The sequence below is a fragment of the Streptomyces sp. NBC_00637 genome (assembly GCF_045161545.1).
Classification (GTDB): Bacteria; Actinomycetota; Actinomycetes; order Streptomycetales; family Streptomycetaceae; genus Streptomyces.
On sequence record NZ_CP109046.1, the window covers coordinates 4,861,213 to 4,884,798 of the forward strand.

The 23,586-nt window shown below is 70.8% G+C and carries 20 protein-coding genes and 1 tRNA gene; 15 read left to right on the top strand and 6 right to left on the bottom strand.

Features of this window, described 5'->3' with window-relative positions; translation table 11 throughout:
- The first annotated feature begins 9 nt into the window (after positions 1-9).
- The 5 genes from OG440_RS21385 (at position 10) to OG440_RS21405 (ending at position 3,655) form a co-directional block, all read left to right on the top strand.
- Positions 10-261: a SpdD protein gene (locus OG440_RS21385; RefSeq protein WP_406008399.1), complete on the top strand. Its 252-nt coding sequence runs from the start codon at positions 10-12 to the stop codon at positions 259-261.
- A gap of 159 nt (positions 262-420) precedes the next feature.
- Complete coding sequence (locus tag OG440_RS21390) at positions 421-1,701, top strand: replication initiator (protein ID WP_406011417.1); 1,281 nt, start codon at positions 421-423, stop codon at positions 1,699-1,701.
- A complete protein-coding gene (locus OG440_RS21395; protein ID WP_193383084.1) occupies positions 1,694-1,906 on the top strand; it encodes an excisionase family DNA-binding protein in 213 nt (70 codons plus the stop codon). Before OG440_RS21390 ends, OG440_RS21395 begins: the two co-directional genes overlap by 8 nt.
- Positions 1,906-3,063: a tyrosine-type recombinase/integrase gene (locus OG440_RS21400; protein ID WP_406008400.1), complete on the top strand. Its 1,158-nt coding sequence runs from the start codon at positions 1,906-1,908 to the stop codon at positions 3,061-3,063. The genes OG440_RS21395 and OG440_RS21400 overlap by 1 nt, the downstream gene beginning before the upstream one ends.
- Before the next feature lie 190 nt (positions 3,064-3,253).
- A complete protein-coding gene (locus OG440_RS21405; RefSeq protein ID WP_406008401.1) occupies positions 3,254-3,655 on the top strand; it encodes a hypothetical protein in 402 nt (133 codons plus the stop codon).
- Positions 3,656-3,813: 158 nt separating this feature from the next.
- On the opposite strand, the gene OG440_RS21410 is transcribed toward OG440_RS21405, so the two are convergent.
- From OG440_RS21410 to OG440_RS21420, 3 genes are all read right to left on the bottom strand, one after another.
- Positions 3,814-3,886, bottom strand: a tRNA-Arg gene (locus OG440_RS21410).
- A 64-nt stretch (positions 3,887-3,950) separates the two neighbouring features.
- On the bottom strand, positions 3,951-5,561 hold the full coding sequence (locus tag OG440_RS21415; RefSeq protein WP_406008402.1) for a helix-turn-helix domain-containing protein: 1,611 nt from the start codon (positions 5,559-5,561) through the stop codon (positions 3,951-3,953).
- A gap of 429 nt (positions 5,562-5,990) precedes the next feature.
- Positions 5,991-7,316 (bottom strand): M6 family metalloprotease domain-containing protein, encoded by a 1,326-nt coding sequence (locus OG440_RS21420; protein ID WP_406008403.1) that lies wholly within the window; start codon positions 7,314-7,316, stop codon positions 5,991-5,993.
- A gap of 769 nt (positions 7,317-8,085) precedes the next feature.
- On the opposite strand from OG440_RS21420, the gene OG440_RS21425 reads away from it, so the two are divergent.
- The gene (locus OG440_RS21425) at positions 8,086-8,733 is read left to right on the top strand and encodes a TetR/AcrR family transcriptional regulator (protein WP_406008404.1); all 648 of its coding nucleotides are present in this window, start codon (positions 8,086-8,088) and stop codon (positions 8,731-8,733) included.
- A gap of 251 nt (positions 8,734-8,984) precedes the next feature.
- On the top strand, positions 8,985-10,523 hold the full coding sequence (locus OG440_RS21430) for an MFS transporter (RefSeq protein WP_406008405.1): 1,539 nt from the start codon (positions 8,985-8,987) through the stop codon (positions 10,521-10,523).
- Between the two features lie 13 nt (positions 10,524-10,536).
- On the opposite strand, the gene OG440_RS21435 is transcribed toward OG440_RS21430, so the two are convergent.
- The gene (locus OG440_RS21435) at positions 10,537-11,046 is read right to left on the bottom strand and encodes a MarR family winged helix-turn-helix transcriptional regulator (protein ID WP_406008406.1); all 510 of its coding nucleotides are present in this window, start codon (positions 11,044-11,046) and stop codon (positions 10,537-10,539) included.
- A gap of 217 nt (positions 11,047-11,263) precedes the next feature.
- Between OG440_RS21435 and OG440_RS21440 the strand changes: the two genes are divergently transcribed.
- Positions 11,264-12,073, top strand: a complete 810-nt coding sequence (locus tag OG440_RS21440; protein WP_406008407.1) for a dioxygenase — start codon at positions 11,264-11,266, stop codon at positions 12,071-12,073.
- A 115-nt stretch (positions 12,074-12,188) separates the two neighbouring features.
- Here the strand turns inward: OG440_RS21440 and OG440_RS21445 are convergent, their stop codons facing one another.
- The gene (locus tag OG440_RS21445) at positions 12,189-12,728 is read right to left on the bottom strand and encodes a GNAT family N-acetyltransferase (protein WP_406008408.1); all 540 of its coding nucleotides are present in this window, start codon (positions 12,726-12,728) and stop codon (positions 12,189-12,191) included.
- 187 nt (positions 12,729-12,915) lie between these two features.
- Between OG440_RS21445 and OG440_RS21450 the strand changes: the two genes are divergently transcribed.
- Complete coding sequence (locus OG440_RS21450) at positions 12,916-13,914, top strand: RNA polymerase sigma factor RpoD/SigA (protein ID WP_406008409.1); 999 nt, start codon at positions 12,916-12,918, stop codon at positions 13,912-13,914.
- An 882-nt stretch (positions 13,915-14,796) separates the two neighbouring features.
- Positions 14,797-15,597 (top strand): TetR/AcrR family transcriptional regulator, encoded by an 801-nt coding sequence (locus tag OG440_RS21455; RefSeq protein ID WP_406011418.1) that lies wholly within the window; start codon positions 14,797-14,799, stop codon positions 15,595-15,597.
- 169 nt (positions 15,598-15,766) lie between these two features.
- Here the strand turns inward: OG440_RS21455 and OG440_RS21460 are convergent, their stop codons facing one another.
- Positions 15,767-16,855 carry a helix-turn-helix transcriptional regulator gene (locus OG440_RS21460; RefSeq protein ID WP_406008410.1) on the bottom strand — a complete coding sequence of 363 codons (1,089 nt, stop codon included), beginning with the start codon at positions 16,853-16,855 and terminating at the stop codon, positions 15,767-15,769.
- Positions 16,856-16,917: 62 nt separating this feature from the next.
- On the opposite strand from OG440_RS21460, the gene OG440_RS21465 reads away from it, so the two are divergent.
- The 5 genes from OG440_RS21465 to OG440_RS21485 all read left to right on the top strand — a co-directional run bounded on the left by OG440_RS21465 (position 16,918) and on the right by OG440_RS21485 (position 23,580).
- On the top strand, positions 16,918-18,501 hold the full coding sequence (locus OG440_RS21465; protein ID WP_406008411.1) for an MFS transporter: 1,584 nt from the start codon (positions 16,918-16,920) through the stop codon (positions 18,499-18,501).
- 263 nt (positions 18,502-18,764) lie between these two features.
- Entirely contained in the window at positions 18,765-19,526 is a 762-nt protein-coding gene (locus tag OG440_RS21470) for a DeoR/GlpR family DNA-binding transcription regulator (RefSeq protein ID WP_406008412.1), read from the top strand.
- A complete protein-coding gene (gene pfkB / locus OG440_RS21475) occupies positions 19,523-20,470 on the top strand; it encodes a 1-phosphofructokinase (RefSeq protein ID WP_406008413.1) in 948 nt (315 codons plus the stop codon). The genes OG440_RS21470 and pfkB overlap by 4 nt, the downstream gene beginning before the upstream one ends.
- A gap of 454 nt (positions 20,471-20,924) precedes the next feature.
- The gene (locus tag OG440_RS21480; RefSeq protein WP_406008414.1) at positions 20,925-23,045 is read left to right on the top strand and encodes a fructose-specific PTS transporter subunit EIIC; all 2,121 of its coding nucleotides are present in this window, start codon (positions 20,925-20,927) and stop codon (positions 23,043-23,045) included.
- 235 nt (positions 23,046-23,280) lie between these two features.
- Complete coding sequence (locus OG440_RS21485; protein WP_406008415.1) at positions 23,281-23,580, top strand: hypothetical protein; 300 nt, start codon at positions 23,281-23,283, stop codon at positions 23,578-23,580.
- The last annotated feature ends 6 nt before the right edge of the window (positions 23,581-23,586 follow it).

Here is a 23,586-nt window from a genome sequence, read left to right on the forward strand (position 1 = left end):
GAGTTCGCCGTGTTCCTGCCCAAGTACCCGGACAACCCCACCCCGCCGCCCACGCACACCCAGGCCCCGACCGACCCGGCCCCCGTCCCGGTGCGGCGCTCGCTCCCGTCGGTCTCCATCGACCAGAAGACCGTCGCGGCCGTCCTCGTCGGCGGAGTCGTCCTCACCGCGCTCCTGGCCGCCGTCGCCGTCACGGCCATCTCGGTCGCCATCGCCGCCGTGGTCCTGCGCTCCCTGCTCCGCGACCACCACCGCCGCTGACCTGCGGCCTGGCCACCGGGGCGGCGCGACACCGCCACGTACTCGCCGCCCCGGCGGCCCACTCCTCCCGAAGTGCCCGTCAGAAGGAGAACCGTCATCTTCACCCGCGCCACCCCGCCCCCACTCCCGGAACTCAGCAACCTCGCCGCAGGCGGCACCCTGCCCGGTATCCTCCGCCAGCTCTCGGGCCTCGGCGGCTGCACCCACCCGATCCGCCTCGACGGCCACCGCACCGAGTACGACGTCGACACCGCCACCGGCGAGATCGGCCGAGTCCTCCATCAGCTCAACTCGTCCGACCTCCCGGCCGGCCAACTCCTCGTTCGCTGCAACAACCGCCGCATGACCCGCTGCCCGGCCTGCTCCGAGGTCTACCGGCGCGACACCTTCCAACTGATCACCGCCGGGCTGCGTGGCGGCAAGGGCACCCCCGAACACGTCGCCACACACCCCCGCGTGTTCGCCACCTTCACCGCCCCCGGCTTCGGCCCGGTCCACAACCGCCGCACCGACGGACGCTCCTGCCGCTGCGGCACCCAGCACGACCAGGAGGACGAGCAACTCGGCGCCCCGCTCGACCCGGACACCTACGACTACGAAGCCGCCGTCCTCTGGAACGCGCACGCCGGTCCCCTCTGGCGCCGCTTCTCGATCTACCTGCGCCGGGAGGTCGGCAAGCGCGCCGGCCTGTCACAGCGGGAGCTCCGCGACCATGCACGCGTCTCCTTCGCCAAGGTCGCCGAGTACCAGAAGCGCGGCGCGGTCCACTTCCACGCGGTCATACGCATCGACGGCTCCGGCGGCGGCGAGACTCCACCCCCGACCTGGGCCACCGCCGAACTGCTGACCGACGCCATCAGCGCTGCCGCCTCCAAGGTCCGGGTCGACGGCCCGACCATCGACGGCCGCGCCCACACCTTCGCCTTCGGCCGCCAACTCGACGTGCGCACCATCCGATCCGCCGACTTCAACGACGGCCAGGAACTCACTGAACGCGCTGTCGCCGCCTACATCGCCAAGTACGCCACCAAGGGCGCGGAGACCGCCACGGGAGCTCTCGACCGCCCGCTCAAGTTCGTCGCCGAACTCGCCCAGCTCGACATCAGCGAGCACGCCCGCCGCCTGATCCGAACCGCCTGGGCGCTCGGCGCACGCAAGGACCTCGAACACCTCCGCCTGCGGGCTTGGGCTCACATGCTCGGCTTCCGCGGCCACTTCTCCACCAAGTCCCGCCGCTACTCCACCACCCTCGGCGCACTCCGCGACGCACGCGCCGAATGGCGACGCGCACAAGCCGCCACCCCCGACACCGGGCCCGAGACGACGTACGTCCTCGCCCACTGGGTCTTCGCCGGCACCGGCCTCTCCGACGCCGAAGCCTGGCTCGCCGCATCCCTCGAACCCGCCCCCGGAACGGAAGGAGAACCCACTCGTGGCTGACCGCTACCTCACCGTGGCGCAGGTGGCCGAACTCCTCGGCACCTCGGAGCGCTTCCCGCGCCGTCTGATCGCCGAACGACGCATCGCCTTCGTCAAGGTTGGCCGCCACGTACGCATCCCAGAACGTGAGCTGAGCGCGTTCATCGACGCCAACACAGTGCAGCCGATCGGCCACCGGCGAGGCTCGCTGCGGAGGGCTGCCTGATGGCCAACAAGAAGGGGCAGCGCAGAAGCTTCGGGTCGGTCCGACAGCTCAAGTCCGGTCGCTGGCAGGTTCGCTACCGCGACCCCGAGACGGGGCAACTTCGTCCGGCCGAGACGACGTATGCGACCAAGAGCGACGCCCAAGTCGCGCTCACCCACATCGAGGCCGACATCACGCGCGGCCAGTGGTCGGACCCGGACGCCGGGGCGGTGAACTTCGCGGAGTACGCGACGGCATGGCTTCGGGATCGGAAGCTCGCCGACCGCACTCGTGAGCGGTCTGAGTCCGTCATGCGGCTGCACATCCTGCCCACCTTCGGAGCCGGGACCATGGCGGACGTGACGACGGCTCGTGTGCGCAGCTGGCGGGGGAAGCTCCTCACGGCCGGCATCGGCGAGCCGACGGTGGTCAAGGCGTACCAGCTGCTGCGGGCCTTGATGAACACGGCCGTGGACGATGAACTGATCCGGCGCAACCCGTGCCGCATCAAGGGCGCCGATCGCTACGAGGTGCCCGAGCGGCCGGTCCTCTCGGTCGCGGAGGTCTTCGCCGTCGCCGACGCCATTGCGTCGCGTTACCGGCTGCTCGTCCTCCTGGCCGCGTTCACCACTCTGCGCTTCGGTGAACTCGCCGCCCTCCGCCGTCGGGACATCGACTTGGAGGGGCAGACCGTCAGCGTCCGCCGGTCTCAGGCCGAGTTGCAGAACGGCCGCCTCTTCGACAAAGCACCGAAGTCCGCTGCCGGGGTACGTGCCATCTCGTTCCCCGCCGAGCTGCTCGACGACGTGACGGGCCACCTGGAACAGTTCGCCGCGCCCAGCCGCGACGGACACGTCTTCGTCGGCCCGCAGGGCGGCCAACTTCGGCGTAGCAATTTCCGCGACGATTGGGTGGCGGCCAGGAAGGCGGCGGGCGTCACGTCGGAGCTCCACTTTCACGATCTCCGCCACACCGGCAACACCTTGGCCTCGACCGCCGGTGCCAGCACCCGTGAACTGATGACCCGCATGGGCCACAGCAGCTCGCGCGCCGCGCTGATCTATCAGCACATGACCAGCGACCGGGACCGGGCCATCGCCGACCGACTCGGTGCCATGATCCGTGGCGGTGGGGGAGCGGCCGCTGGCTCGGCGAGGGCGAGACCCGAGCAGCGGTAGCAGCGAGTGCGCAGCCGGCACGCCTGAACGGTGAAGGGCCAGCCCGAGAGAGCACCTCTCTTGAGCTGGCCCTTTGCCCGTGCCCGACCTTCAGTTTCGCAGAATTCTTCGAATACTGCTTTTTGTGTGCTCTGCGTCCTTCGAATGCGCTAGCCTTGGGTGGTCGACACCGACTAGCAAGGGGGAGGGCATGAGCCCAACTATTGAGGTTGATGAACAGACCTATCGCTCCATCGAGTTCGCGGCGCGCATGGGCAATAGCACTGCTGGCGAGGTTGTTGCTCGGCTCGTGAGGAGCGCAAGCGTGCCGCCCTCCGCGAGCAAGGAAGGTGCGGAGAAGGAACGCAGGGTCGGCGTGTACGTCGACTACGAAGGCCATCGGACTCGCGGCAACTATGACCGGGACACGAAGCGGATCGACATCACATCAGGGCCGCTTGCCGGGCAGAGTTTCAAGACGCCGACTGGGGCCGCGCGAGCGGTGGTGGCGTACTACAAGCCGGACGTGAACCCGAACCGCAACGGCTGGTCATTTTGGCTGCTTGATGATGGGTCCGGCGGGCTGCTGCAGACCATTCGACACTCGGAGTGACTTCGCTGTGGGCAACCTGTTGTACGACTCCCCGCCCATGCGCGGCTGGGTCGCCCAGGGCGGGGATGTGGGCGTAGTGGCACGCCTGTGGCACGACCGCTAAAACAGCGAAGGGCCAGCCTAGGAGGAAAACCCTCCTGAGCTGGCCCTTAAGCCTGTGCCCCCGGCAGGATTCGAACCTGCGACACCCGCTTTAGGAGAGCGGTGCTCTATCCCCTGAGCTACGAAGGCGGGATGGTGGCCCTGTCGGGTCACTGGCGTCAGCGTACCGGATTCGGGTTGGGGGGTGTGGGGGTCAGGTCAGGGGGACGTGGGTGAAGCGGGCGGCTGTGTGGAGGTCTGTCTCGATGTGGGATGCGGTGGCGAGGAGGGCCGGGAGGATGTCGTGGACGCATTCCTCGGCCGTGCGGCGGGCGACGTGGGTCGCCGCGTTGAGGGCGGCGATCACCCGGCCGTCGCGGTCGCGGATCGGGACCGCGATCGCGCGTACGCCGCGTTCCAGTTCCTCGTCGACGAGGGTGTAGGCGCCCGCGGCCGCGGGTCCGGTCAGGAGGAGGCGGCCCGTCGAGGTGGAGGCGGCCGGGAGTCGCGTGCCCACCGCGATGTCGACGCTCATGACGTGGTGCGCGGTCGCCCGGGCCGTGTACTGGACCTCGTCGCCCCGTTCGGTCAGCACCGCCAGCGCGGTCGTCTCCTGGACGGCGTGGGTGAGCGCCGTCAGATGGGGGGCCGCGATCCGGGGGAGGGACGTGCGGGAGAGGGGCGGGAAGCCGAGGGAGAGGACCTGGGGGGTGAGGGTGAACGTGCGGCGGGGGGTGGGGGTCACCAGGCCCAGATGTTCGTAGGTGATCAGGGCGCGGCGCGCCGTCGCCCTCGCCAGACCGGTCGCCTTCGCGACCTCCGTGAGGGACAACTCCGCCCGGCCCTCGTCGAACGCCGTCAGGACGGTCAGGCCTCGGGCGAGGGACTCGATGAAGCCGCGGCCCAGTTGCTGCTTCGAGGCGCCCGTCCAGGTCGCCAGCCCCGCCGGGGCCGGGCCCGGTTCGGGGGGTGATGCCTGGCGCAGGTCCTCCTCCATCGCCGCCACGGCCAGCCGAAGCCGGGGGAGGAGCGTGTCGCGCAGATCCGCCGCCGTGTGGCGGCTCGTGTGGCTGACGACGCTGGCCACGCACGCGATGCTGGCGGTGCGCGGATCCCGTACGGGAACGGAGACCGCCACCAGCCCCGGTTCGATCAGCTGGTCGTCCAGGGCGCAGTTCTCGTCCGCCGCCCGGGCGGTCCTGCGGGTGAAGTCCTCGTCGCTTTCCGCGCTCTGTGGAGGCGGTGGCGGCACGCTCGGGAAGTCACGGTTCAGTGGGTCCCTCGTCCTGCGGGCGCGCCAGGACTGCCACTCCTCGTCCGTCCACTCCGTCGCGAACAGCTGCCCCGGCGCGGTGCGTTCGGCCGGGAGCAGGTCGCCGATGCGGAAGCTCAGGGACATCGCGCGGCGGCGGGTCGCCTGGTGGATGAAGCGGATGCCGTCGCGGTCGGCGACCGCCAGCGAGACGGACTCGTCCAGTTCGTCGGCCAGGTGGTCCGCGCGGGTGGACAGCAGTGCGGGCAGACGCAGCGCCGCCAGGTAGGCGTTGCCGAGTTCCATGACATGGGGGGTCAGGACGGCGTCCCGGCCGTCGAGACGGACGTATCCCATGCGGGTGAGGGTCGCGGTGATCCGGTCGACCGTCGAGCGGGCTAGGCCGGTGGTCCGTTCCAGTCCGCTCAGACTCATCGTGCCGCCCGCTTCGGTGAGCTGCCGCAACACGGCGACCCCGCGGATCAACGGCGATACCGCCTCCGCCGGCGTCTGCCCGGCTTCCGCCAACGTCTGCCCGGTTTCCGTAGGCGTCTGCCCCGCTTCCGCGGACATCTGCCCCGCCTCTGTCGGCGCCTTTCCGCCCTCTGCCGGCGTCTGCCCTGCCTCCGGGGTCGGGACCGGAGCCGGAACCGGGGCCGGGGCGGATGCGGGCGTCTTCGCGGACATGGCTGCTCGGTTCTCCGATACGGCGGCGGACTGCGGTGGACCGGTGGCGGGCGGTGGGCGGTGGCTGTGACCGGTAGGCGCTGGCTGTGCTCGTTGGTGGTGGACGGCGGGTATGGGTCGGGTGCGTCCACGCGCGCGTGCGTGCGGGTGCGTGCACGTGCGTGTACGTACGTCCGCGTGCGTCTGCGCGCGTGGTGGTTACGGCGTCGCGGCGTGCCTACGGTAGCCCCGGTCGCCCGCCTCGGTCGCCCTGCGGGACCGCACGCCCGTTCTCCGACCTGTGGTCCGGCTGCCCGTTCCGTCTGGCCGGGGCTGCTACCCGCGGCTCACCCGTACGCGGTAGTCGCCCTTCAGGTCCGCCCCCACCACCGAGATACGGATGTCCCTCTTGGGGTCCTTGAACGTCTCGCCCGGCGCGAAGGGGGCGTCGGAGAGTTCCGCGTGGACGTTGGGGCTGCGGGTGCAGCCGCCGCTGTCGATGTGGGAGTCGTAGACCGTGACCGGGCCCATGCCGGTGTCGACGTCCGCGTCGACCTTGTAGATGAGGACCCCGGGGCGGCACACCGCCTCGTCGTTGCCGCCGCGGGCGCGCAGTTCGACGGCATAACCGGTGCGGTCGCTGAGCGGGACGAAGATCAGCTTCGGGCCGGCCGTGCGGGAGAGGGGGGTGAGGGGGTACTCCGTCGTGCCGGGTGAGGCCGCGCAGGCGATCTGGGTGGCGTCGAGCCAGCCGAGTTTCCACTTGTGCCAGCCGAGGAGATCGTTGTTGGCGCCCCAGTCCTCGCTCATGATGTCCCAGTGGCCGACGGCGCCGCCGCCCTCCTGCGTGTAGAGGTCGGGCAGGCCGAAGACATGGCCGTTCTCGTGGGGGAGCACGCGGTAGCCCGTGCGGTCGTAGGAGCCCGAGCCGTCGTCCTGACGGGAGTACACGAAGGACGCGTTCGCCACGGTCACCCCGTCGGCGACCGGCGCCTCCGCGTTGCCGGCGAACGTCACCGAAAGGACCGTGTCCAGGGCGGAGGGGCCCGCGTTCGGGGTGACCAGCACGTTCAGGAGGTCGTACGAGCGGAAGTCCACCGTCGGGTCGGCGGAGGCCACGATGTCCTGGACGAGTTCGCGGTAGCCGGGGTCGAAGGGCGCGCCGCGTTCTATGCCGTACTCGCGGAAGGTCTTGGGCATGCGCAGCCAGTGTGGGATCGGGGTCTCGGCGTGGTAGTCGAGACGGCCGTAGGACGCCGTGCGGAACCATTCCTCGGTCTGCGGGACGAACTCGCGGTAGCGGCTCAGCGCGCTGCCCCGGCCGGGTGCGTCCGAGAAGTCGATCATCAGGGTGAGGGCGCGGACGGTGCCGGTGGAGCGGGAGTAGCCGCTCGGCGTGGGCACGCCCTCGGACATCTGGACGCCGGCACGGCCGTTGATCATGCAGGGGGCGAGGGCGGAGGAGCGGGCCAGGGAGACGGGACCCGCGCCGGCCGTCGTCGCGCCGGGGACCGGGGTGAGGTGTCCGGACCCGGCCGACGTGCTGACCGCGAGCGTCAGCACGGAGACGGAGGCGAGGGCGGCGACGCGACGCGGGCGTATCCGACGGCGGGGTGGCTCGCCTGCGCGGGCCTGAGCGGTGCGCAGGGGCTGCGGCTGCATGCAGGGGGCCTTTCGCTCCAGGCAGCCACCGGTCACCGGCTGCATCCTTTCGCTCACCCTCCGACGGGGCGCACGGGGGCGCGCGCTGGAGGAGACCGATCGTGGATTACCGGTGGGTATGGCTGTGCGTGCCCTGCGCGACACCCGTACTTACTGGTCGCGCCGGTTCCTGGAACTTCGGCTCCTAGGACCCGCCCTCCTGGAACTTCGGCTCCTAGGACCCGCCCTCCTGGAACTTCGGCTCCTGGTTCTCCAGTTCTGGTTGCCCCGGTTCCGGATCCCGCTGGGCCCATCCCGCTGGGCCCATCCCGCTGGGCCCATTCCGCTGGGCCCGGTCCCCCGGTTCATGGATGCGCTGCCCGTCCTGGCGCCGCAGGTCCGGCTGCGTCGACCGCACTTGCCTGCCCCGCGCGCCCTACGCCCACCCCCCTCGGCGCCGCGCCACTCGCCGCCCTCGACCGTTCCGCCCGCGCGCGAGCCCCGCCCCCGCGCGAAGCCCGCCCCGCCCGTGCCTGAACCCCGCCGTACCCCCGCGTGAAGCCCGCCCAGCCCTTGCTGAAGCCCGCCCCCGGCCCAGCTCCACCCCCCTCCATTCCGCCCCCTCCCGGGCGTGACCCAGGTCACATCAAGAAACTTCCGGGTTTGGGAAATAACCGGGGACGCCATCCCCGTTTAGTCATGTGTCCGAGCGAAACGGGGAGTCGATCCCCGGATCGCCCTTCAGTCTCGAAACGTCCGAAGCGTTCCGGAACGTCATAAGGAGTGCGCCGTGCAGACCGCGACCGCTACCCCCACCGTGCGTAAGGTGGCCCGGCCCCGTGCCGACGCTCTGCGTAACCGGGAGCGGATCGTCACCGCCGCCCGCGAGATGTTCGTCGAGTTCGGTGCCGAGGTGCCGCTCGACGAGATCGCCCGCCGGGCCGGCGTAGGCAATGCCACGGTGTACCGCAACTTCCCCGACCGTGACGCCCTGGTGCGTGAGGTCGTCTGCTCGGTGCTGGACCGCATGGTCCAGGCCGGACAGGTCGCCCTCGCCGAGAGCGACGCGTTCGGGGCGCTGGAGAGGTTCGTGCACGCCTCCGCCGAGGAACGGCTCAGCGCGCTGTGCCCGATGATCTCCAGCACCTTCGACGAGCACCACCCCGACCTCGAAACCGCGCGCGAACGGGTCGAGCGGATCATCGGTGAAGTCATGGACCGCGCGAAGGCGGCCGGGCAGCTCAGGCCCGACGTCGGCGTGGGGGACGTGATGATGGCGGTGGCCCAGCTCAGCCGGCCCCCGGCCGGTACCGGCTGCCTGAACGCCGACCGGTTCGTCCACCGCCACCTTCAACTGTTCCTGGACGGACTGCGGGCCCCGGCCCCTTCGGTCCTGCCGGGTTCGCCCGTGACCCTGGAGGATCTGCGCCAGGCCTGAACGATCGGTTCACGTAACCGCAGCAGCAGTCGTCATCACCCTCACCGGTGGTCGTCGGCGCTCGGTGACCGCGGTGGCCCTCGGTGACCATGGTGCCCCTCAGCCGCCCACACCTTGCCCGGGCGGCCGGCCGCCGCCGACTGCGCACCCCATTCGTCATCACGCCCGAACGAACAACGGCCCGTCAGTGCCGACGAGCCGCCCTTTATCTCACTTCTTTTCCGTCACGAAGTCCCGAAGCGGGTATCCCCATGTCTGAAACAGCCCTGAAGGCCCCCGGTAAGACGGGTGGCCCGGACGCCAACCGCTGGAAGGCGCTGGCGTTCATCGCCCTCGCCCAGCTGATGGTCGTCCTCGACGCCACCATCGTGAACATCGCGATGCCCTCCGCCCAGCAGGACCTGGGCATCTCCGACGGCAACCGGCAGTGGATCGTCACCGCCTACGCCCTCGCCTTCGGCGGTCTGCTGCTCTTCGGCGGACGCATAGCCGACCTGTGGGGACGCAAGCGTGCCTTCGTCGTCGGCCTGGGCGGCTTCGCCGCGGCCTCCGCGCTCGGCGGCGCCGCCGCCAACGAGGCGATGATGTTCGGTGCCCGCGCCCTCCAGGGTGCGTTCGGCGCCCTGCTCGCGCCCGCCGCCCTCTCCCTGCTCGCCGTGATGTTCACGGACGCCAAGGAGCGCGCCAAGGCCTTCGGCATCTACGGCGCGATCGCCGGTGGTGGCGGCGCCGTCGGCCTGATCCTCGGCGGCTTCCTCACCGAGTACCTGGACTGGCGCTGGACGTTCTTCGTGAACATCCCGTTCGCGATCATCGCCGCAGCCGGTGCCTACTTCGTCATCCGTGAGCCCGAGGGCGGCCGCAACCGCTCCGCGCTCGACATCCCGGGCGTCATCCTCTCCACCCTGGGCCTGGTCTCGCTCGTCTACGGCTTCACCCGCGCCGAGTCCGAGGGCTGGAGCGACACGGTGACGATCGGCATGTTCGTCGCGTCCGCCGTGCTGCTGCTCACCTTCGTGATCGTCGAGTCGAAGGTCAAGGCGCCGCTGCTGCCGCTGCGCGTGATCACCGAGCGCAACCGCGGCGGGATCTACCTCTCCCTCGGTCTCGCGATCATCTCGATGTTCGGTCTGTTCCTCTTCCTGACCTACTACCTGCAGATCGTGAAGGGTTACACGCCGGTCAAGACCGGTTTCGCCTTCCTTCCGATGATCGCGGGCATGATCACCGGCTCCACCCAGATCGGTACCCGTCTGATGACCCGGGTCGCCCCGCGTCTGCTGATGGGCCCCGGCTTCCTGGTCGCCGCGCTCGGCATGCTGCTGCTGACCCGGCTGGAGATCGACTCCTCGTACGCGGCCGTGCTGATGCCGGCGATGCTCCTGCTCGGCCTCGGTATGGGAACGGCGTTCATGCCGGCCATGTCCCTGGCCACGTACGGCATCGAGCCGCGGGACGCCGGTGTGGCGTCCGCCATGGTCAACACCTCGCAGCAGGTGGGCGGCGCGATCGGTACCGCCCTGCTGAACACGATCGCCGCGTCCGCGACGACGTCGTACATCAAGGACCACGTCGCCGGTGCCACCTCCAAGCCCCAGCAGCAGCTGGTGCAGCTGGAGGGCATGGTGCACGGCTACACCAGCGCCATCTGGTTCGCCGTCGGCATCCTGGTCGCCGCCGCCACGATCGCCCTGACCCTCGTCAACGCCGGCAAGCCGGACATGGGCGCGGTCGCGGGCTCCGGAGCGGAGGACGACGAGGACGTCGCCGTGCCGGTGATGGCCCACTGACCCGGCTACGGGCCTAGCGGAGCCAGGGCAGGTCCGCACCCGCTTCATCGGGCTGAAGTCCCTCGGCGACGATCTGCATGATCTCGCCGAGGGACTTCTGCTGTTCCGGCGTGAGCCGGTCGAACACCGCGTGGCGTACGACGGCGACATGGCCCGGTGCGGCGCGCTTCAGCACCTCCAGGCCCTGGTCGGTCAGGACGGCGAACTGGCCGCGCTTGTCGGAGTCGCACTCCTCGCGGCGCACCCAGCCGTTCTTCTCCAGCCGGGCGATGGCGTGGGAGAGACGCGAGCGGGTGATCTTCGCGTACTTGGCCAGCTCGGTCATCCGCAGGCGCCGGTGAGTGGACTCGGCGAGCTTGACGAGCAGACCGTAGTAGATGTGCGGCATACCCGCTTCACGCTGGAGCTGACGGTCCATGTGGTCTTCGAGGAGGGTCGTGGCGTGCACGTAGGAGCGCCAGATGCGCTGCTCCTCGGCGGTGAGCCACTGGGGTTCGTCGGCGGATACGGGTGCCTGCGTCATGTACTCCACTGTAAACGTTTGCTCCTTGAAATTTAAATCAATCGGGAATACGCTGAGCGATGTTGACGTTTTAGATTTCAATCAACTGTCGAGGGGTATCCGGGGCGTCTGGGCCGGACTGTGAGCCGATGGGCCGCAGCGTGCGGTTCCGGACAGCAGTCGTAGTCAGACGTGTCCGGAGTCAGTAGGGGCCGAGGTCCCGGAAGGAGCAGTCGCCATGTCGGTCGCACCTCAGGAACGTGCCCTCCCCCAGGAGCGCATGCCCGCGCTCTACCTCAGCCATGGCGCCCCGCCCCTGGCGGACGACCCGGTCTGGCCCGGTGAGCTCGCCGCCTGGTCCGCCGACCTGCCCCGCCCCAAGGCGATCCTGATGGTCTCCGCCCACTGGGAGGAGGCCCCCCTCGCCCTCGGTGCCGTCGACCCGGTCCCCCTGGTCTACGACTTCTGGGGCTTCCCCGAGCACTACTACCAGGTGAAGTACGACGCCCCCGGCGCACCCGAGCTCGCCGAGAGCGTACGCAAGCTGCTGCGCGCCCCCGGTACCCCCGTGCAGGACATCCCCGACCGCGGCCTCGACCACGGCGCCTACGTGCCGCTCGTCGAGATGTTCCCGGCCGCCGACATCCCGGTCCTCCAGATTTCCATGCCGACCCTCGACCCCGTGAAGCTGATGGAGATCGGCCGCAAGCTCGCGCCGCTGCGCGACGAGGGCGTCCTGATCGTCGGCTCCGGCTTCTTCACCCACAACCTGGCCGCGCTGCGGCACACCGGCGGGGGAGTGCCCACCTGGTCCTCGGAGTTCGACGACTGGGGCCGGCACGCGCTGGAGACCCGCGACTGGGACGGCCTGCTGGACTTCCTCCACAAGGCCCCGGCCGGCCGGTACGCCCACCCGCGCACCGAGCACTTCGCCCCGCTCTTCGTGACCATGGGCGCCGCGGAGATGTCCGGCGAGCTGGACGCGCAGAAGTCCGTGATCGACGGCTTCTGGATGGGGATGGCGAAGCGCTCCGTGCAGTTCGGCTGACACTCGCCGGGAGCCGGGAGCCGGGAGCCGGGAGCCGGGAGCCGGGAGCCGGGAGCCGGGACTCCTGGGCCTCTCCGGGGCCTGGGCTCACCCCGGGCTGGCGGTCTTGCCGAGGTCAGAGCTCCTTCTCGTACCAGGCCACGTCCCAGTAGCGGTCGAACTTGCGGCCCACCTCGCGGTACGTGCCGACGTGCCGGAAGCCGAAGCGTTCGTGCAGTCGCGCGGACGCTTCGTTCGGTTGCGCGATGCCCGCGTAGGCGCGGTGCAGGTCCTCGCCGGCCAGCGCCTCGAAGAGCGCCTCGTAGAGGAGTGTGCCGATGCCGCGCCGCCCGGCGTGCGGCGCGACGTAGACCGTCACCTCCACCGACGTGGAGTAGGCCGCCTTCGGCCGGTAAGGGCTGGATGTGGCGTAACCCAGGATTTCCTGTGAGGTCCCCTGGGTGCCCTGTGAGTCCGCTTCCGTGGCAACCATCAGGCGATGCGGTCCGTCTTCAGGGTGGGAGAGCAGCCAAGGACGTCGCTCTTCCGCAGTGAAGGCCACGGTGTCGAAAGTGATGGGCGTCTCACGTACGTAGTGGTTGTAGAGGCTGGTGAGGGCTTCGAGGTCACCCTCGACTCCTGGCCTGACCTGCACCTCTGTACGTTCCGACAACATCGCGCCTCCTCGCGTGGTCGGACAGGGTACTGCAAGATCATCAAAATCGGGGTGCGGGTTGGGAATTCTGTCCTGATTCCAGTCGTTGTTTCCATCAGATGCAGGGCACCCGAGGAGAGTCCGAGTCCGAGAGAGTGCCTGGTGTCTGAAGGGCCACCCGTCGAACCTCCATCGCAAGGGAGCACGCATGGCAACCCGTGCCGTCGCCCGTCGCAAGTCCGCCAACGGCGAGACGACCGACGCGGCCCGCAGTGTTCGCGCCCATGGCGGCGAGATCGCCGACCGCGACCTGGTCGGCATGTACCTCGACGAAATCGCGCGTACACCTCTGCTCGACGCCGCCAAGGAAGTCGAGTTGTCACAGATCATCGAGGCGGGTGTATTCGCACAACAGGTCCTCGACGGCGACGAGGAGTCCCGGGCGGACGCCTCGCGCGATGAGCTTGAGGCCCTGGTCGTCGAGAGCGAGCGGGCCAAGGACGTCTTCATCCGGTCCAACCTCCGGCTGGTCGTCGCGGTGGCCCGCCGCTACCCCCGTAGCGGTCTCCCGCTCCTCGACCTCATCCAGGAGGGCAACGCCGGTCTGGTCCGCGCGGTCGAGAAGTTCGACTACCGCAAGGGCTTCAAGTTCTCGACGTACGCGACCTGGTGGATCCGTCAGGCCATCACCCGCTCGATAGCGGACCAGTCGCGCACGATCCGCCTGCCCGTCCACCTGGTGGAGGAGCTCGGCCGGATCCGTCGTGTGCAGCGCGAGTTCAACCGCGAGAACGGCCGTGACCCGGAGCCCGCCGAGATCGCGACCGAGCTCGGTTCGACGCCGGAGCGCGTCACGGACGTTCTGGACTGGGCCCGCGACCCGGTCTCGCTGAACATGGCGGTCGACGACCAGGGCGAGACCCAGTTCGGCGACCTGCTGGAGGACACCTCCGCGGTCTCGCCGGAGCAGTCCGTCATGACCCTGCTGCGCAGCGAGGAACTGGACGGCCTGATCGACCGCCTCGAGCCGCGCACCGCCTCCATCATCAAGATGCGGTACGGCATCGACGACGGCCGTGAGCGCACCCTCACCGAGGTCGGCAAGGAACACGGCCTGACGAGGGAACGCATCCGTCAGATCGAGAAGCACGCCCTGCTGGAACTGAAGAAGCTGGCCCGCGACACGGGCTTCGAGGCAGCCGCGTAAGAAGGTCGAACCTCCGTCGGCCGGCCGGGGCATGACGCTCCGCCGCGGCGTCGGTCTGGCTGAGGGGCCTGCGGCGAGGCCTGGCAAGGCGGCCGAGCCCTGGCGAAGAGGTGAGCTCGAGGGGTACGGGTGACATGTCTCGAGCGTCTGGAGCGCATCGAGTGTCTGGAGCGCATCGGGTCCCCTCGACCCCTGGCGGCCGGAGTCGGCTTTTTCGCCGCGCCGACGCGGGGCCACGGGCCGGAGTCACCGTGAGGTCGGCTGCCCGCGTGAGCGTCCGTGTCACGGACCGGAGCTGCGGCGACCGGGCCTCGGGCCTGTTGGTGCCGGGTTCCCGCCCGCGTGCGCCGGGTGGTGGAGAGCCGCGCAAACATGGCGCAGGAACGCCGCTTCAATGCGAAGAGGCGCGGGAACAAGACTTCTGGGCACGGGAGTCCGAGTCGGCACAGGAGTCCGGGCCGATCCGACCTCGCAGCCCTTTCCGAGATCTCTGCCGCGCATCAGCCAAGTCCCGACGCACATCCCCCCGGCGCCGGGACTTTCCCCGAGCCGGGCTTCGGTGCCTCTCCCCCCAGGCGCCGGGGCCCGGCTCCCCTTCGTGACGGCCAGACCCGCATTCCTCTCGCCGGGCCCGCATCACTTCCGCTCCACCAGGCCCGCATCGCTTCCGCTTCGGGCGGGATTGCGGGCGCACATGCCCCGCCCGGGCATATGACACACGGACGAGCACGCCAGGAGGGCGGGGCACCCCGTACCTGAACCACGGGGTGGCCCGCCCGAATGGCAGATTGTGCCACATGGGCATAGCCTGCCGACGTGATCAGCTCGACCTCTCCCTCCGCCTCGGCTTCGCTGACCGAGCGGCGCAAAGCGGCGACCCGTATGGAGATCGCCCGCTCGGCGGCAGGCCTCTTCGTCAGCCGGGGCCTCAAAGCCACCCGCGCCGAGGACATCGCCCAGGCGGCGGGCATCGCCCCGCGCACCTTCTACCGGTACTTCGCGACCAAGGAAGAAGCCGTCGCCCCACTCTACGAGGCGGGCGCGCAGCGCTGGGCGGAGGCGCTACGCGTGGCCCCGGCCGAACTGACCGTGCCTGAAGCCCTGGAACACGCGGTACGGCACACCCTCGTACCCGGCCGCGGAGTGTCGGCGGCGTCCTGGGAATGGGTTCGCACCCTGATCCGACTGGCCGGAACCAGTCCGGCCCTCGGCAAGGTCTGGGCGGAGGTCTGCCACACCTCGGAGGCGACACTCGCACAGGTACTGGCGGAACGAACGGCGGCGCTGTCCCGTACGTCGTCCGCCGATGCCGCTCTCGGTGCCGCCGCCGGCGCCGACGCCATGTCCGACACAGCGTCTGATGTACCTTCCGACACCGCCGCCGGTGCCTTCTCTGCCCAGGAGCCCACCCCGACCTCGGCTTCCACGGCCGAGTCGGCTCCCGCCCCCAAGTCGGCTCCCGCTCCCGCTGCCGGGCCCACGCCCGCTCCCGACAACGTTGCCTCCCCCTATCTGCGCTTCACCGCGGCGGTGGCCGGGGCCGCGGTTCGGGTGGCGGTCGAGAGCTGGGCGGCGACCGACTCCCCTCCGACAGGGCGACAAGGCCCGGCAGAGCTGGCGTTGCGCAATCTGCGGTCCCTGGATGGATTCGCATGGGAAGAGAGCCCGGAGGAGAAGGCCTAACCCGCGCCCGCGCCAGTCCCACTGACTTCGCGTCATTCAGCCTTGCGCTCGCTGACCTCGCGTCAGCCAACCTCGCGTCAGTCGGCAACGCTCCCGCCGGCCTCGCGCCCGCTGACGTCGGGTCACCGGACTCTCCCGCTGCCCGGCATGGTGCTATCCGGCCTTTGCGTTACCCGGCCCTGCGCCCGCCCTCTCCGCGCCCGCCATTCCCGGACGCACTCTCCAGACCCGCCGTACCCTCCCCACCGCCCGTACCGTCCGTACCGCCCCCACCCACTGCCGCCCGGCTCAAGCGCCCGCCCAGTTCCGTTACGCACGCGATCAGTTCCGGGGGGCCCTGGACCGAGAACTCGCAGCCCAGGGTCGCCAGCCGCATCGCCACCCACTCCACCGGGTTACCGGTGGTGCCCCGGAGCCGGCAACCGGCCTCGCCGTCGGTGCCCGCCGTCGGGTTCGCGACCGGTGTTCCCAGCCAGGTCGGCAGACGGGTCGTCACGAATTCCGTCGGTGCCTCGAACGTGACGTCGAGTTCGTAGTCGTAGGCGTCCGGGCGCCGGTGGATGGACCGCCGGAGGTATTCCGCCGCGCTCCCCGTCGGCAGCTCGCGCGGGGTGAAGCGGGCCCCGGTCGCGAACGGGTCCTCGACCCGGTCCACCCGGAAGGTCCGCCAGTCCTCGCGGTCGAGGTCGTACGCCACGAGGTACCACCGCCGTCCGGTGGACACGAGCCGGTAGGGCTCGGTCAGGCGGCGCGACTCCGTGCCGTCCTTCGCGCGGTAGGCGAACCGCAGCCGTTCCTGTCCGGCCACCGTCGAGGCGATGACGGTCAGCGTCTCGGGTGCGATGCTCGCGCCGTCGCCGCTGGTCAGGGGGGTGGTCGCGGCCTGGAGGGTGGAGACGCGGTGACGCAGCCGGGCCGGCAGCACCTGCTCCAGCTTGGCCAGGGCGCGTACGGACGCCTCGTCGACGCCCTCCAGCGCGTGTCCCGCCCCGGCCCGCAGCCCGACCGCGATCGCCACCGCCTCCTCGTCGTCGAGGACGAGCGGCGGCATCGCCTTGCCGGCCACCAGCCGGTAGCCGCCGTCCGAGCCCAGGCTCGCCTGCACGGGATATCCGAGTTCACGCAGCCGGTCGATGTCCCGTCGGACCGTGCGGCGGGAGACCCCGAGCCGGCCGGCGAGCTCGCCGCCGGGCCATTCGCGGGGCGTCTGGAGGAGGGAGAGGAGCTGGAGCAGCCGAGCCGGGGTGTCCGTCGTCATGCATCCGAGGATGCCGCAGAACTAGGACACGATCTGACCTAGTCCGGTCCTACTGTCACACCATGACCTCCACGGAGACCTCACCCGAGACCCCGCCCCAACCTTCGAACCAAGCTTCGCCGAAGACCTCGTCCGATCCTCGAACGCCCGGGGCGGCGCCGGGTGACCGTCGTCGCTGGTTCGCGCTCGCCATCGTGATGACCGCGGCCTTCATGGACCTCGTCGACGTCACGATCGTCAACATCGCCATCCCCTCCATCCAGGAGGACGCGGGTGCCTCCTGGAGCCAGATCCAGTGGATCACCGCCGGCTACGCGCTCGCCTTCGCCGCCGGGCTCATCACCGGCGGTCGGCTCGGCGACATCCACGGCCGCAAGCGGCTGTTCCTCCTCGGCATCGGCGGTTTCACCCTCGCCTCCGCGCTGTGCGGCTTCGCCGCGAACCCGGAGATGCTGGTCGCCTCCCGCATCCTCCAGGGCGCGATGGCGGCGATGATGGTGCCGCAGGTGCTGTCGATCGTGCACGCCACCTTCCCCGCGCACGAGCGGGGGAAGGTCTTCGGGCTCTTCGGCGCGATCGTGGGGCTGGGCGCCGTTTCCGGGCCGCTGCTCGGCGCGCTGCTGACGGAGTGGAACCTGTTCGGCCTGGAATGGCGGCCGATCTTCCTCATCAACCTGCCGGTCGGCATCGTGGGACTGATCCTCGGCAGCCGCTTCATCACGGAGTCCAAGGCGCCCAAGGCGCTGAAGCTGGACCTCGTCGGTGTCGTCCTGGTCACCCTCGGTCTGCTCATGCTGCTCTACCCGCTCACCCGCGGCCGCGAGCTGGACTGGCCGGTGTGGGGGTACGTGTCGATGGCCGGCTCGCTCGGTGTCTTCGGGGCGCTGGTCGCGTACGAGCGGCGCAAGGGCGCGCGGGACGGCTCGCCGCTGATCGAGCTCTCCCTCTTCCGGGTGCGCAGCTTCGCGGCGGGCGTCGCCGTGCAGACCGTCTTCGGCATCGGACTGGGCGTGTTCTTCCTGGTCTGGACGCTGTACATGCAGACCGGCCTGGGCTGGAGCCCGTTGCGGGCGGGTCTGACCGGGGTGCCGTTCTCGCTCGCGGTGTCGACGGCCGCGGGGCTGTCCGTACAGACGCTGGTCCCGCGCTTCGGGCGCAAGGTGCTGCAGACGGGCGCCCTGACCATGGCCATCGGTGTACTCCTCTACATCTGGGAGTCCGAGCGGTACGGCCTCGGGATCGCCTCGTGGCAGATGGCGCTTCCGCTGGTCGTGATGGGCGTCGGCATGGGGCTGATCGTCGCCCCGCTCACGGACGCGGTGCTGTCGGACGTGCCGCGCGAGCACGCCGGCTCGGCGTCCGGGCTGATCAACACCGTCCAGCAGATGGGCAACGCGCTCGGACTGGGTCTGGTCGCGGTCGTCTTCTTCGGTCGGATCGGCGACCGGCTGACCCCGGTCGAGGTGGGTCCCGCCTTCGTGAACGCCTTCGAGCACGCTCTGGGCTGGGTGGCCTTGGTGATGTTCGCGATCTTCCTGCTGATGTTCGCCCTGCCGAAGCGGCCGGCCCAGCACCTGGAGGGCGGCGCCGAGGACGCCCCGGAGGCGGCCCCCTCCGGGGACCGGGAGCGCGAGCTCGTCGGCTGAGCCGACGCTCCCGTGTGAGGGGCCCGTCACCTGACCGGTGACGGGCCCCTCACGTCGGTCCGACGGGTCCGCCACTTGATCGGTGACGGGTCCGCCGGCTGATCGGTCACGGCCCCTCACGGGTGCTCCGGCGCGAAGAGTGAAAGTCCGTTCATGCCCGAATCGCGTCCGAACCTGTTTACTTTCAGGAAATGCGGGCGTAGCCTCCGAGGCGAAACCACAGGTTCGGGCATGAAACTGGCATCGGTCGGAGGAGAACGGACATGTACGCACCGGAGCGGCAGCAGGAGATCCTGCGGCTCGCCCGTGACGGCGGCCGGGTGGACGTCCTGTCGCTGGCCGAGGAGTTCCAGGTCACGGCGGAGACGATCCGCCGCGATCTGAAGGCCCTCGACCGGGCCGGCCTGGTGCGCCGGGTGCACGGCGGTGCCATACCGGCCGGACGCCTCGACTTCGAACCGGACCTCGCCGAACGTGAAGGCACCTCCGCCGACGAGAAGGACCGCATCGCCAAGGCGGCCCTCACGGAACTGCCCACCGAGGGCACGGTGATCCTCGACGCCGGCACCACGATCGCCCGCCTGGCCGCCGCCCTCCCGCTGGAGGCCGAGCTCACCGTCGTCACGCACAGCCTGCCCATCGCCGCCCGCCTCGCGGACCATCCGGGCATGCAGCTGCACCTCGTCGGGGGGCGCGTACGGCACCGTACGCGCGCCGCCGTGGACGCGTGGGCGCTGCGCGCGTACGGCGAGATCCGCGCCGACGTCCTGTTCGTCGCCGCCAACGGGTTCTCCGCCGAGCACGGTCTGACCACCCCCGACCTCGCCGAGGCCGCGGTGAAGCGGGCGGCCGTCGCCGCCGCGCGCCGCGTGGTGCTGCTCGCCGACTCGGCCAAGCACGGCCAGGAGCACTTCGCCCGCTTCGGCGACCTGAGCGACGTGGACCTGCTGATCACCGACAGCGGCCTGAGCCCCGACGACGCGGCCGCCATCGAGCGCGGCGGTACGGAAGTAGTACGCGCATGATCCTCACCGTCACCCCCAACCCGTCCCTGGACCGCACCTACGAGGTCCCGTCCCTGGACCGCGGCGAGGTCATCCGCGCCAGCGGCGAACGGATGGACCCGGGCGGCAAGGGCGTCAACGTCTCGCGCGCCGTCGCGGCCGCCGGGCGGCGTACGGTCGCCGTCCTGCCCTTGGGTGGTGCGCCGGGCGCACTCGTCGCCGACCTCCTCGACGCCCAGGGCATCGAGGTCGCACCGGTCCCGGTCGCCGGAGCCACCCGTTCGAACATCGCCCTCGCGGAGGCGGACGGCGTCCTGACGAAGATCAACGCGCCCGGACCCGAGTTGTCCCCGCAGGAGCAGGAACTGCTTCTGGAGACGATCCGCGAGCAGTCCCGTGACGCCGACTGGATCGCCTGCTGCGGCAGCCTGCCCCGGGGGCTCGCGCCCTCCTGGTACGCCGAGGTGGTGGCGCGGGCGCACGCCGTGGGCGCTCGCATCGCCCTGGACACCTCCGGGCGTGCGCTCCTGGACGCGCTGCGGGAACGGCCCGACGTGGTGAAGCCGAACGCCGAGGAGCTCGCGGAAGCGGTCGGGCGCCCCCTGGCCACCGTGGGCGACGCGGTGAAGGCGGCCGAGGAGCTGCGGGAGATGGGCGCCCGCGCCGTGCTCGCCAGCCTGGGCGCGGACGGGCAGCTGCTCGTGGAGGACACGGGCACCTGGTTCGCGAGCGCCCGCGTCGACGTCGTACGCAGCAACGTGGGAGCGGGTGACTCCTCCCTCGCCGGCTTCCTCGTCGCCGGCGGCAGCGGCCCGGCGGCACTCGCCTCCGCCGTCGCGCACGGAGCGGCCGCCGTCCAGCTGCCCGGCAGCGTGATGCCGACCCCGGACGACCTGGACCCGGCGGCGGTGACGGTCACGGCGCAGGTGCCACTGGACCGTGAGCTGACGGAGCCGGTGTCATGACGACCCTCCCCACGCCGCCGCCTGTACTGACGACCCCCCGGCCGTTTGTACTGACGACGCGCCCCACGGCGTCGCCTGTACTGACGACGAGCCCCACGCCGTCCGTGCCGACGACGCGCCCCACGGCGTCGGTACGTACGACGCTTCCCGCGCGGTCCGTGCCGACGTCCACTTCCGTGTGCCCCGCGCCGCGCGGCGAACCGTTCATCGAGCGGCGAAGCTCCTCGTTACTCGCCGCCCGCCGGCATGGTCGGCAGGGTCGCCTCGGCCGCCCCGCCGATCAGGGGAGGCATGGTCCGAACCCGCCTGCCATCCCGCGGAGGCGGGGTTTCCCCGGCCCGGCCTCCGCCGTCCTCACCTTCCCCCACTGCACCGCCGCCACAACCCCTGTCCCCGTCCCCACCCTCGCCCACCACCCCACGTCCCGGGCGACACGCGTGCGAAGGAGCCCGCGATGAGCGACATGATCACCGCGGACCTGGTCGATCTCGACCTGTCCGTCGAAACAAAGGAAGCGGCGGCGCGATCCCTCGCCGAGCGCATGGTGGCCCTGGGCCGGGTGACCGACCTGGAGGGCTTCCTCGCCGACGTGGCCGCCCGTGAGGCCCAGATGCCCACCGGCCTCGACGGCGGCATCGGCATCCCGCACTGCCGCAGCGCGCACGTCACCGAGCCGACGCTCGCGTTCGGACGCAGCGCCGACGGCATCGACTTCGGCGCCGCCGACGGTCCCGCCGACCTGATCTTCCTGATCGCCGCGCCCGCCGGCGCGGACGACGCCCATCTGACGATCCTGTCGTCGCTTGCCCGTCAGCTGATGAACGCCGAGTTCACCGACGCGCTGCGCTCGGCCGGCGACGCGACGGCCGCGGCGGCGCTGATCCGCGGCGACACGGCTCCGGGAGCCGACGCCCCGGCCCCCTCGGCCGTTGCGGCGCCGGTCGCCGAAACCTCGGCCGCCGGGACCGAGGGCACTACCGCAGACTCCGTGTCGGCGTCGGCGGCGGCCTCCGCCGACGCCGACACGGCCACCGGCGAGGACGGCGAGGACACGGGCGCCGAGGCCACGCGCCCCTTCCGGATCGTCGCCGTCACCTCCTGCCCGACCGGCATCGCCCACACCTACATGGCGGCCGAGTCCCTGGAGAAGGCGGGCCGCGAGGCGGGCGTCGAGCTCGTCGTCGAGACGCAGGGCTCGGCCGGATTCACCCGGCTCGACCCGGCCGTCATCGCCGCGGCGGACGGCGTGATCTTCGCCCACGACGTCCCCGTACGCGACAAGGACCGCTTCGCCGGCAAGCCCACCGTGGACGTCGGCGTGAAGGCCGGCATCAACCGTCCCGCCGCACTCATCACCGAGGTCCGCGGGAAGGCGGCACGCGGTGAGGTGAGCGCGTCCGCCAAGGGCGGGACGCCGGTCGAACGGACCGGCGAGTCCGGCGACGGCTACGGCACCAAGCTGCGCAAGTGGCTGATGACGGGCGTCAGCTACATGGTCCCGTTCGTCGCCGCGGGCGGTCTGCTGATCGCCCTGGGATTCGCGATCGGCGGCTGGGAGATCACCAAGGCGCCCTCGGTCATGGAGCACTTCTCCTGGACCCAGGTCGACAGCTGGGGTGCCCTGCTGCTCCAGATCGGCCAGGTCGCCTTCGGCTTCCTCATCCCCGTCCTCGCCGGCTACATCGCGTACGGCATGGCGGACCGGCCCGGTCTCGTGCCCGGCTTCGTCGGCGGCATGATCGCCTCCAACATCGCCGCCGGCTTCCTCGGCGGCCTGGTCGCCGGTCTGCTGGCGGGTGGCATCGTCCTCGCGATCCAGCGGATCAAGATCCCGCCGGTGCTGCGCGGCATCATGCCGGTGGTGGTGATCCCGCTGATCTCCTCGATCGTCGTCGGCTTCCTGATGTTCGTCGTGATCGGCAAGCCCATCGCCGAGGCCCAGAAGGGCATGACGGACTGGCTCTCCGGCCTCTCCGGCACCAACGCCGTCCTGCTCGGCATCCTGCTCGGCCTGATGATGTGCTTCGACCTCGGCGGCCCGGTCAACAAGGTCGCGTACGCCTTCGCCACGGCCGGTATCGCCGTCCAGGAACCCAGCGACTCCGCGATGAAGATCATGGCCGCCGTGATGGCCGCGGGCATGGTCCCGCCGCTGGGCATGGCGCTCGCGACCACCGTCCGCAAGAAGCTCTTCACCCCGACCGAGCGCGAGAACGGCAAGGCCGCCTGGGTCCTGGGCGCCTCCTTCATCTCCGAGGGTGCGATCCCGTTCGCCGCGGCCGACCCGCTGCGCGTCATCCCGGCCTCGATGGCGGGCGGCGCGGTCACCGGCGCCCTGTCGATGGCATTCGGCGCCACGCTGCGCGCCCCGCACGGCGGCATCTTCGTGGTCCCGCTGATCGGCAACGCGTTCCTGTACCTGATCGCCATCGCGGCGGGCGTGTGCGTGACGACGGCTGTCGTGATCCTCCTCAAGGGCCTGCGCAAGCCGGTCCCCGGCGCCGTCGAGCCCGAGGCGACGGACGACTCCGCGTCCGCCACGGCGGCGCAGGCGAAGCAGCCGGTGGCCGCCTAGCCCGCGACGGCCGCGCCGACTCGGGCCACGGTCGGCTCGGGCCACGGTCGGCTCGGGCCGCGGCCGCCCGCCTCAGAGGGTGGCTGAGCGCCTTGTGGCCATCTGCGGTGGTTCGTTGATCTCCGCACCGAACAGGCTCATCGCGCGGTCCGGGTGATCTGCGTGATCTGGGTGGCATGCGATATACGTCACGGTCCGGGACATAGGTCCCGGACCGTGGTGTCTACTGGGCGGTATGCCCGTGCATCTAACGTTCCCTCAGCTGGCGACCCTGACGGTCCTCGCCGTGGCGTCCATCGCCTGGCTGATCTTCGTGACCCGCATCCTGCGGCGCAGCCGCTCAGGCGGCCAGGCCCGCATCGTGCTGCCCACCCCGCCGGTGCTGCTCGACCCGCCTGTGCCGCCTGGTTCGCCGGTGCTGCCCGCCCTCCCGCGCCAACGACAGTCCGGGCCGGGCCGCGAGAGCGTCGAACTGACCCCCGCGGAGCGAGACGCCTTCGCCGGCCTCGTGCGACAGCTCGGCGGCAGTCGCTGACCGACG

What these genes read in the sequence shown, in the direction of transcription:
- OG440_RS21440 (WP_406008407.1), top strand. Translation starts at nt 11,264, where the DNA reads ATGTCGGTCGCACCTCAGGAACGTGCCCTCCCCCAGGAGCGCATGCCC.
- OG440_RS21415 (WP_406008402.1), bottom strand. Translation starts at nt 5,561, where the DNA reads ATGTCCGCGGAAGCGGGGCAGACGCCTACGGAAACCGGGCAGACGTTG.
- OG440_RS21435 (WP_406008406.1), bottom strand. Translation starts at nt 11,046, where the DNA reads ATGACGCAGGCACCCGTATCCGCCGACGAACCCCAGTGGCTCACCGCC.
- pfkB (WP_406008413.1), top strand. Translation starts at nt 19,523, where the DNA reads ATGATCCTCACCGTCACCCCCAACCCGTCCCTGGACCGCACCTACGAG.
- OG440_RS21450 (WP_406008409.1), top strand. Translation starts at nt 12,916, where the DNA reads ATGGCAACCCGTGCCGTCGCCCGTCGCAAGTCCGCCAACGGCGAGACG.
- OG440_RS21455 (WP_406011418.1), top strand. Translation starts at nt 14,797, where the DNA reads ATGGAGATCGCCCGCTCGGCGGCAGGCCTCTTCGTCAGCCGGGGCCTC.
- OG440_RS21405 (WP_406008401.1), top strand. Translation starts at nt 3,254, where the DNA reads ATGAGCCCAACTATTGAGGTTGATGAACAGACCTATCGCTCCATCGAG.
- OG440_RS21485 (WP_406008415.1), top strand. Translation starts at nt 23,281, where the DNA reads ATGCCCGTGCATCTAACGTTCCCTCAGCTGGCGACCCTGACGGTCCTC.
- OG440_RS21470 (WP_406008412.1), top strand. Translation starts at nt 18,765, where the DNA reads ATGTACGCACCGGAGCGGCAGCAGGAGATCCTGCGGCTCGCCCGTGAC.
- OG440_RS21420 (WP_406008403.1), bottom strand. Translation starts at nt 7,316, where the DNA reads ATGCAGCCGCAGCCCCTGCGCACCGCTCAGGCCCGCGCAGGCGAGCCA.
- OG440_RS21465 (WP_406008411.1), top strand. Translation starts at nt 16,918, where the DNA reads ATGACCTCCACGGAGACCTCACCCGAGACCCCGCCCCAACCTTCGAAC.
- OG440_RS21445 (WP_406008408.1), bottom strand. Translation starts at nt 12,728, where the DNA reads ATGTTGTCGGAACGTACAGAGGTGCAGGTCAGGCCAGGAGTCGAGGGT.
- OG440_RS21480 (WP_406008414.1), top strand. Translation starts at nt 20,925, where the DNA reads ATGAGCGACATGATCACCGCGGACCTGGTCGATCTCGACCTGTCCGTC.
- OG440_RS21460 (WP_406008410.1), bottom strand. Translation starts at nt 16,855, where the DNA reads ATGACGACGGACACCCCGGCTCGGCTGCTCCAGCTCCTCTCCCTCCTC.
- OG440_RS21430 (WP_406008405.1), top strand. Translation starts at nt 8,985, where the DNA reads ATGTCTGAAACAGCCCTGAAGGCCCCCGGTAAGACGGGTGGCCCGGAC.
- OG440_RS21400 (WP_406008400.1), top strand. Translation starts at nt 1,906, where the DNA reads ATGGCCAACAAGAAGGGGCAGCGCAGAAGCTTCGGGTCGGTCCGACAG.